Genomic DNA, 6943 nt, shown 5'->3' on the forward strand with positions numbered 1-6943 from the left:
AACTGCAACCGCATTAGAGTAAATAAGGTTAGACCGTATGTTGATTACAGAATTGGGCTATTTTGCCTTGCTTACCGCTTTTGTATTGGCGTTATTGCAGGTAATTCTGCCAACTATTGGTGTTATTCGTAACCAAGTTGCTTGGCAACGACTAGCCCCTAGCTTAGCTTGGGCACAGTTTGCCGCCATGATAACGTCATTTGGCGCTTTGATAGCAGGTTTTTATTATAATGATTTTAGCCTCAGTTACGTCGCGCAGCATTCCAATACGCTGTTGCCTTGGTACTATAAGTTATCGGCGACATGGGGCGGACACGAGGGCTCTTTGCTGCTATGGATGACCATCATGGCCACATGGTGTGCACTGGTATCATACTTTAGTCGCGGCTTGCCGTTATCAATGCGTGCGCGGGTATTAGTTATTTTGGCCGGTGTACAGTTAATGATGCTAACAATGCTGATATTTACCTCGTCACCGTTTGAGCGTACCTTACCCAATCTAGCGGTCGATGGCGCTGATTTAAATCCTGTCCTACAAGATTTCGGTCTGATTATTCATCCGCCCATGTTATATATGGGCTATGTGGGTATGGTAGTGCCTTTTGCATTTTGTATGGCGGCATTGTGGGAAGGGCGTTTAGATGCTGCTTGGACACGCTGGTCACGTCCATGGGCGCTCGCGGCTTGGGGATTTTTGACCATTGGTATTGCACTGGGCTCGTGGTGGGCCTACTACGAGCTTGGCTGGGGCGGTTGGTGGTTTTGGGATCCGGTAGAGAACGCCTCGTTTATGCCTTGGCTTGTCGGCTTAGCATTGCTGCATTCATTAGCAGTCACTGAAAAGCGCGGGGTGTTTAAAGCATGGACCATCATGCTGGCTATTTTCGCCTTTGCCTTAAGCTTGCTTGGCACGTTCCTGGTACGCTCTGGAGTCCTTACCTCAGTGCATTCGTTTGCCGCTGATCCGACGCGTGGTTTGGTCATCTTAGCTATTCTTGGCATTATCATCGGTAGTGGTCTATTAATGTTTGCCGTTCGCGGTTGGCGTTTAACCGTTGAAAGTCAATATCAGCTGATTTCACGTGAGTCCTTTTTAGTGATCAATAACGCCATCATTTTGATTGCAACCTTAGTGGTGCTGCTCGGCACCCTCTATCCTATTATCGCTGATGCCTTTAGTCTCGGTCAGGTATCTGTAGGGCCTCCATACTTCAATGCGCTGTTTGTGCCTTTGACATGGCTGTTGTTAATCGCTATGGGTATGGGCTCTAATATTCGCTGGAAACAAGATAAGCGTCCGTTACTAGGGGTGGGTATCGCCATTGCCGCTAGTAGTATCGTATTGGCTGCTATTATCGCCTACTTTACCAGTCCATCTGCTATGTTCAATATTGGCGTGACTTTAGCGGTGAGCTTTTGGGTACTGCTATGGATGATCGTTGACTTTAGAGACAAAACCAAGAACGCCCCTAATTTCTTTAAAGGTCTGCGTCAGCTGCGTCTTAGCTATTGGGGTCAACAGACTGCTCATATTGGCGTATTGGTTGCTGTCATTGGCATAGCCTTTACTAGTAGCCTGAGTATTGAGCGTGACGTAGCAATGGGTATTGGCGATACAGTCAATGTTCAAGGTTACGATTTTGAAGTAACTGAATTTTTTGAAATAAAGGGTAGTAACTTTGATGCAACGCAAGCGCAAGTGGTGGTATCCAAAGACGGTCGTGAAGTGGCGAAACTGACTCCAGAAAAGCGTACTTATATTATCAGCACGATGCCAACAACTGAAGCTGCTATTGACCCCAGTCTTATGCGCGATGTTTATGTCGCACTGGGCGAACCTATTGCCGATGGTAGTAACCAATGGGCATTAAGGATTTATGTAAAACCATTAATTCGCTGGATTTGGTTAGGGGCAATTATCATGGCTCTAGGTGGATTAATTAGTATGCTTGATAAACGATACCGCATCAAAAAAATTAAAGCTCCGTTGCTAGTTACTGGTAGTTTGGCTACTTATGGAGTCAATGAGGTAGCTATTGAGCAGGCAATCTCAGTATCGACGATGTCGACACTAAAGGAGAAATAAATGACTATGTCGAATAATACTCCTGAGCAAAAAGATAGCCAAAACAGTAAGCAGCGTAACCCAAAGACAATGAAAAAAAAGCAGACGAAGCTATGGTTCTTAATTCCGCTTATCCTCTTTTTTGGTTTGGTAGTTATATTGTACATGCGCTTAGGTAAACCAACAGACATTGTGACCAATACCGCTCTTGAGCGTCCGGTTCCTACCTTTGAGCTGCCGTTATTAGCAGATACTACCCGTACTATCACCAATGATAATTTGCCGGATAAGCCGTTTTTACTTAATGTTTGGGGCTCATGGTGCCCAACTTGCGTTATTGAGCATCCGTTTTTAATGCAACTAGAAGAGCGCGGCGTTGATATCGTTGGTGTGAATTATAAGGATGAGATTGGTAATGCGCTCAGTTACTTAAACCGAGGCGGTGATCCATTTTCTATGTCTATTCAGGATTCATTGGGTCAGTTTGCTCTAGACTTAGGCATAACTGGTGCGCCCGAAACCTTTGTTGTGGATGGAGATGGCATCATTCGTCAGCATATTGTTGGTGAGATTAATGAAGCCAATTGGCAACAGCGTGTTAAGCCGTGCCTGACAGTACTTAATAAGGCTAATAAGAACAACGATAGTCCTGATCTCATTCAGGTTGAGGAGATGTGCAAATGAACGTTACTCGAATAAGAGCTCCTCAACTAAAACCCAATATAGTTTTAAAACTAGCAAGCTTAATACTAGCGTGTCTGCTTAACATGACGGCAAACGCAGCTATTGACGTATACGATTTTGACTCACCACAGCAAGAAGCTCAGTATCGTGGATTAATAGAAGAGTTTCGCTGCCCAAAATGCCAAAATCAAAACCTTGCAGCCTCTGATGCACCGATTGCACAGGATCTAAAGCAAAAAGTCTATGATTTAATTAAAGATAGACGTAGTGATGCTGAAATACGCGTCTATATGCAAGAGCGCTACGGTGACTTTATTAGCTACAAGCCGCCTATGCGACCATCAACATGGATCCTATGGTTTTTTCCACCACTATTATTGCTCGTCTTAATTATTGGTTGGTTTTGGCAAAGTAAGCGTCGCCAAGTTGTTGCCCGTGGTCAAAGCGGCGTCACAGTGAACAGTACTGCTGCCTTGACCTCTACGGAAAAGGCTGAGCTTGATCGTCTATTATCGCAAGCTGAGAGTGTCGACCACGACATTACTAGCCTAGAGGACAAAAAATGACTCTATTTTCTACTTTTGGCTTATTTGTAACTCTAAGCTTGCTGATTGCTCTTATATTTGCGCTGATTGCTATTATGCCATGGCTACGAGCACCGCGTTTGCAGTCCAAACCAATAGACAATCAACTGCTAGATATTAATGTTGCAGTATTTCGCGAACGTTTAGCTGAGCTACAAACAGATAAAGACAGCGGTACTATTAATAATAGCCATTATCAAAATCAAAAGCTGGAACTGGAGCGTCAGCTATTAGATGTGCAGCGTCAGATAACACCTATGGTCACCCCTGATGTCAAAAGCCGTTTAATTGTCGCAGCTTGGATCCCAATATTGGCTGCAATGGCGTATTTACTAATAGGCAATCGTACGCCCGTGTTTGATTTGTGGACAGCTGAGGACAAAGTAGGACAAGTGGCTGACGACCTATTGACAGCTAAAATTGACAAGCCGCCATCATGGGCGTTTGAAGATGGTCGTCAACTGATTAGCGCCATGCAAACCAATGTTCATCGTAATGCTGATGATCCTAATCGCTGGATGCGCCTATCCGAGCTTTTCTTATCTATGGAGGCAACTGATTCTGCGCTGGAAGCCTTATCTCGTGCCTATCGTTTAGCTCCTGAAAATGAAGAAATCGCCACCACTTATGCTCAGACTAGCTTTTTCGTTAATGAAGGTCAGTTAGACGCCAATATTCGCCGTGTATTACAAGCTATATTAGCTAAGAATCCGCAGCATGAACGGGCTCAAATGCTCATGGCAATGGGTGAGACTCGTAGTAGTAACTTTGCCCAAGCGCAAGGTTGGATTAAACGCTTACAAGGCAGCATTGTGGCCAAACCAGGTGATCATACTAAAGCTTTAGCAAGCTTAGATGAGTTAAGCAACTACGTTAGCACGCAAGAAAAGCAAGCGCTAGAAGGTATTGACGTGACAGTGAAAATTAACGCTAATTTATTACCGTTAGTGAAAGCTGATGATGTGTTGTTTGTTGCGATACGTGACGTTAAAGGAGGTCCACCGTTTGCCGCCAAACGTTTACCCATTAGTATTATCAAGCAAGGTGAGGCTAGTATCCGCTTAAGCAATCTTGATGCGATGATGCCAGATCGCACGTTAAATTCAGCTCGTAGTGACAAAACTCAGTTAGCAGTCGTTGCTCGTATTAGTCATAGCGGTAATGCCATAGCAGAGTCAGGCGACTTATCGGGTAATCCTATAGTGATTAGCGCTGAACAGACTCAGGTTAATGTTGAAATCAATCAACAGATTCCCTAATAAAAAATTATTACCGTAAGTTTCATAACACCAGAGCGGTAAGTGGAGCCGTTTATAAAAGTGGCGCGATTAATAGTCGTATACCAAAAACATATACGTTTAACATTGTTCATTGTATAAACACAGATAAAGAAAACAACTATGACTGAATCTACCGACAGATTAGATAGTACTAAATTGAATAGCGTTGAATCGGCTAGTACTAATATTGCTGACAATAAAGTACCTATAGCTGTGAGTAGTACTCATCAATCGATTGACTCTAAAACCATGAATCATACGCCTAAAGCTATGTACGTGACTTCAGGCAACTCGATAACACCTAAAGGTAAGTTGGATAAAATGCCAAAAATGGTTGCCAATGGCAGTCGCGCTTTTATCTGGTATTTGTTGGCGATAATGGTGTTAATACTTGATCAATGGACTAAGTGGTTGGCCCAAACCAAATTAGCGTTCAATGACCCCGTACCGGTCATTGAACCATTTCTCAACTGGACACTCGCTTATAACTATGGGGCAGCATTTAGCTTTTTAGCCGACGCTGGCGGTTGGCAGAAATGGTTTTTCTCAGGCTTAGCTTTTGTAATGGCTATCTTTTTAACGATTTATTTAATCAAAGCGCCACGTACAGCCAAGCTATTGTCTATGGGGTTGGCCTTAGTGCTTGGCGGTGCGATTGGCAACTTAATCGATCGTTTAAGAATTGGCAAAGTGGTTGACTTTATCCATGTGCATTATGCTGATGTCTGGAATTATCCTATTTTCAATGTTGCAGATATAGGTGTCTGTGTCGGTGTAGCGTTGATTATAATTGATATGATATTTTTGGAAAGTAAGCGTAATGAATAAACAAGTGAATATTGATCAGTACAAATAAAAAGAACTAGCGTCATAGCTGCTCTATACGGAAAGATACTTTTTATACTCAAGTGTGTTTATAAAAATGCGAACTGGAAGGTGATATATGATTAATACAAATACTCTCTCATTCTATATCCCAAAACCCAATGCATAATTGTATGCGAGTGAACGCAGGATGATTTTGAAGTGGCTAGACGAAGGCGTGACGTGCTAAGTGGTAGATGACAAAAACCAGTACTTCAAAGCTCTGGACAGGGCCATTATTATAAAGACATTGAATACCGCCTAAATTATTTATTGAAATAACAAAAGGATAATATAGTGTCACATGCTCAGCTAACTATCAAACAAATACATAATCTTAGAAAAAAACAAAGTGCCGCATTAAAAAGTCTTACCCTTATATAGTCGATACACTCTAAAAATGTCATAGCACTACTGGGATGAATTTTGCGCAGCCTCCTATCGTGCGCTCAAAGAAATTTGAAGCGGACTATAATAATTACCATCGTTTGTCAGGCGAGGGTAAGCGGGATACAGACACATTCAGAAATGAAATGAAGAATTTTATTACTAGACCTCTTGCAAAAGTCATAATTTAAGCTCGGAATTAATGATACCAGCAAACAGCTTCATTCTAAGATCATAGCGCTGACGACGGTTGCGATATTTATGAGCCACGATTTTAAACAACTTGATTAAGCCTATTTTGTGCTCAACCACAATACGGAACTTTGCCAGATAGTGATTGGCCTGTTTGCATATCTCTAATAACTGACCACCACGAGGTTTCTTAAATGGCGTGAAAGTTTGCTCATGTAACTTTGCTAACCCTTGATAACCACTATCGGCTAGTAGCTTGGCGTCACAAGGTAACCAGTCAGGACAAGTATCTTTATACAGCTTAAAATCGTGGATTGACCCTTTACAGGTTTGCACATCAAGTATCAAACCAGTTTGCCAATGAACGATAACCTGCGCTTTTAAGGTGTGTTGTTTTTTCTTACCGCTGTAGTAGTCTCTTTGGTTTTTTTTGGACGCTCAATAGGGGTTTCGGTAGCATCAACAATGACGACTGACCAATTGATGTCGTCATCGACACGACTAGGCAGCTTTTTAGGTAATTCAAACTTGCCAGAGTCAATCAGTGTGTCTTCTACTTTACGAATGATACGGCTAGCAGAAGACTCATGAATACCAAAGTCCATACTGATATGATAAAGCGTGCGGTATTCACGCCAATAAGTCAGGGCTAGTAGTATCTGCTCCTTAAGACTGAGCACACTTGGTCTACCTGATTTGGTCTTAGATGCTTCATGCTCTTGCATGGCATCAAGCATGTCATAAAAGGTGGCTTTATGAATGCCAGTGTAGCGTTTAAAACCAGCGTCACTTTGTTTGAGTAGCTTATCTATGTTTGGCATGGTTCTTAGACAACGATGAATGTTCTTCTTATTTTAATTCCCTCTGCTACTTTTGCAAGAGGTCTA

Annotated in this window: 6 protein-coding genes and 1 pseudogene; 5 read left to right on the plus strand and 2 right to left on the minus strand. The window is 42.5% G+C overall.

Features of this window, described 5'->3' with window-relative positions; translation table 11 throughout:
* Positions 1-37: 37 nt before the first annotated feature.
* From W234_RS0101100 to lspA, 5 genes are all read left to right on the plus strand, one after another.
* Positions 38-2086, plus strand: a complete 2049-nt coding sequence (locus W234_RS0101100) for a heme lyase CcmF/NrfE family subunit (protein ID WP_025643925.1) — start codon at positions 38-40, stop codon at positions 2084-2086.
* Positions 2087-2749, plus strand: coding sequence for a DsbE family thiol:disulfide interchange protein (locus tag W234_RS0101105; RefSeq protein WP_011513682.1), 663 nt, complete (start codon positions 2087-2089; stop codon positions 2747-2749). It begins immediately after the preceding gene.
* 83 nt (positions 2750-2832) lie between these two features.
* Positions 2833-3315, plus strand: a complete 483-nt coding sequence (locus tag W234_RS0101110) for a cytochrome c-type biogenesis protein (RefSeq protein WP_020443538.1) — start codon at positions 2833-2835, stop codon at positions 3313-3315.
* Entirely contained in the window at positions 3312-4592 is a 1281-nt protein-coding gene (ccmI, locus tag W234_RS0101115) for a c-type cytochrome biogenesis protein CcmI (RefSeq protein WP_025643930.1), read from the plus strand. The genes W234_RS0101110 and ccmI overlap by 4 nt, the downstream gene beginning before the upstream one ends.
* A gap of 141 nt (positions 4593-4733) precedes the next feature.
* Positions 4734-5441, plus strand: a complete 708-nt coding sequence (gene lspA, locus W234_RS13565; RefSeq protein ID WP_037026031.1) for a signal peptidase II — start codon at positions 4734-4736, stop codon at positions 5439-5441.
* A gap of 603 nt (positions 5442-6044) precedes the next feature.
* Here the strand turns inward: lspA and W234_RS0101130 are convergent.
* Together W234_RS0101130 and W234_RS0101135 are read right to left on the minus strand one after the other, a co-directional pair.
* Positions 6045-6428: pseudogene (locus tag W234_RS0101130) on the minus strand (transposase family protein); the annotation flags it as partial.
* An 8-nt stretch (positions 6429-6436) separates the two neighbouring features.
* Positions 6437-6877 (minus strand): transposase family protein, encoded by a 441-nt coding sequence (locus tag W234_RS0101135; RefSeq protein WP_025643546.1) that lies wholly within the window; start codon positions 6875-6877, stop codon positions 6437-6439.
* Positions 6878-6943 lie beyond the last annotated feature (66 nt).

The organism is Psychrobacter sp. TB15 (assembly GCF_000511655.1).
In the GTDB taxonomy this organism is placed as follows: domain Bacteria; phylum Pseudomonadota; class Gammaproteobacteria; order Pseudomonadales; family Moraxellaceae; genus Psychrobacter; species Psychrobacter submarinus.

Coding starts and splice junctions, on each gene's coding strand:
- W234_RS0101105 (WP_011513682.1), top strand. CDS start 2,087: ATGACTATGTCGAATAATACTCCTGAGCAAAAAGATAGCCAAAACAGT.
- W234_RS0101100 (WP_025643925.1), top strand. CDS start 38: ATGTTGATTACAGAATTGGGCTATTTTGCCTTGCTTACCGCTTTTGTA.
- lspA (WP_037026031.1), top strand. CDS start 4,734: ATGACTGAATCTACCGACAGATTAGATAGTACTAAATTGAATAGCGTT.
- ccmI (WP_025643930.1), top strand. CDS start 3,312: ATGACTCTATTTTCTACTTTTGGCTTATTTGTAACTCTAAGCTTGCTG.
- W234_RS0101135 (WP_025643546.1), bottom strand. CDS start 6,877: ATGCCAAACATAGATAAGCTACTCAAACAAAGTGACGCTGGTTTTAAA.
- W234_RS0101110 (WP_020443538.1), top strand. CDS start 2,833: ATGACGGCAAACGCAGCTATTGACGTATACGATTTTGACTCACCACAG.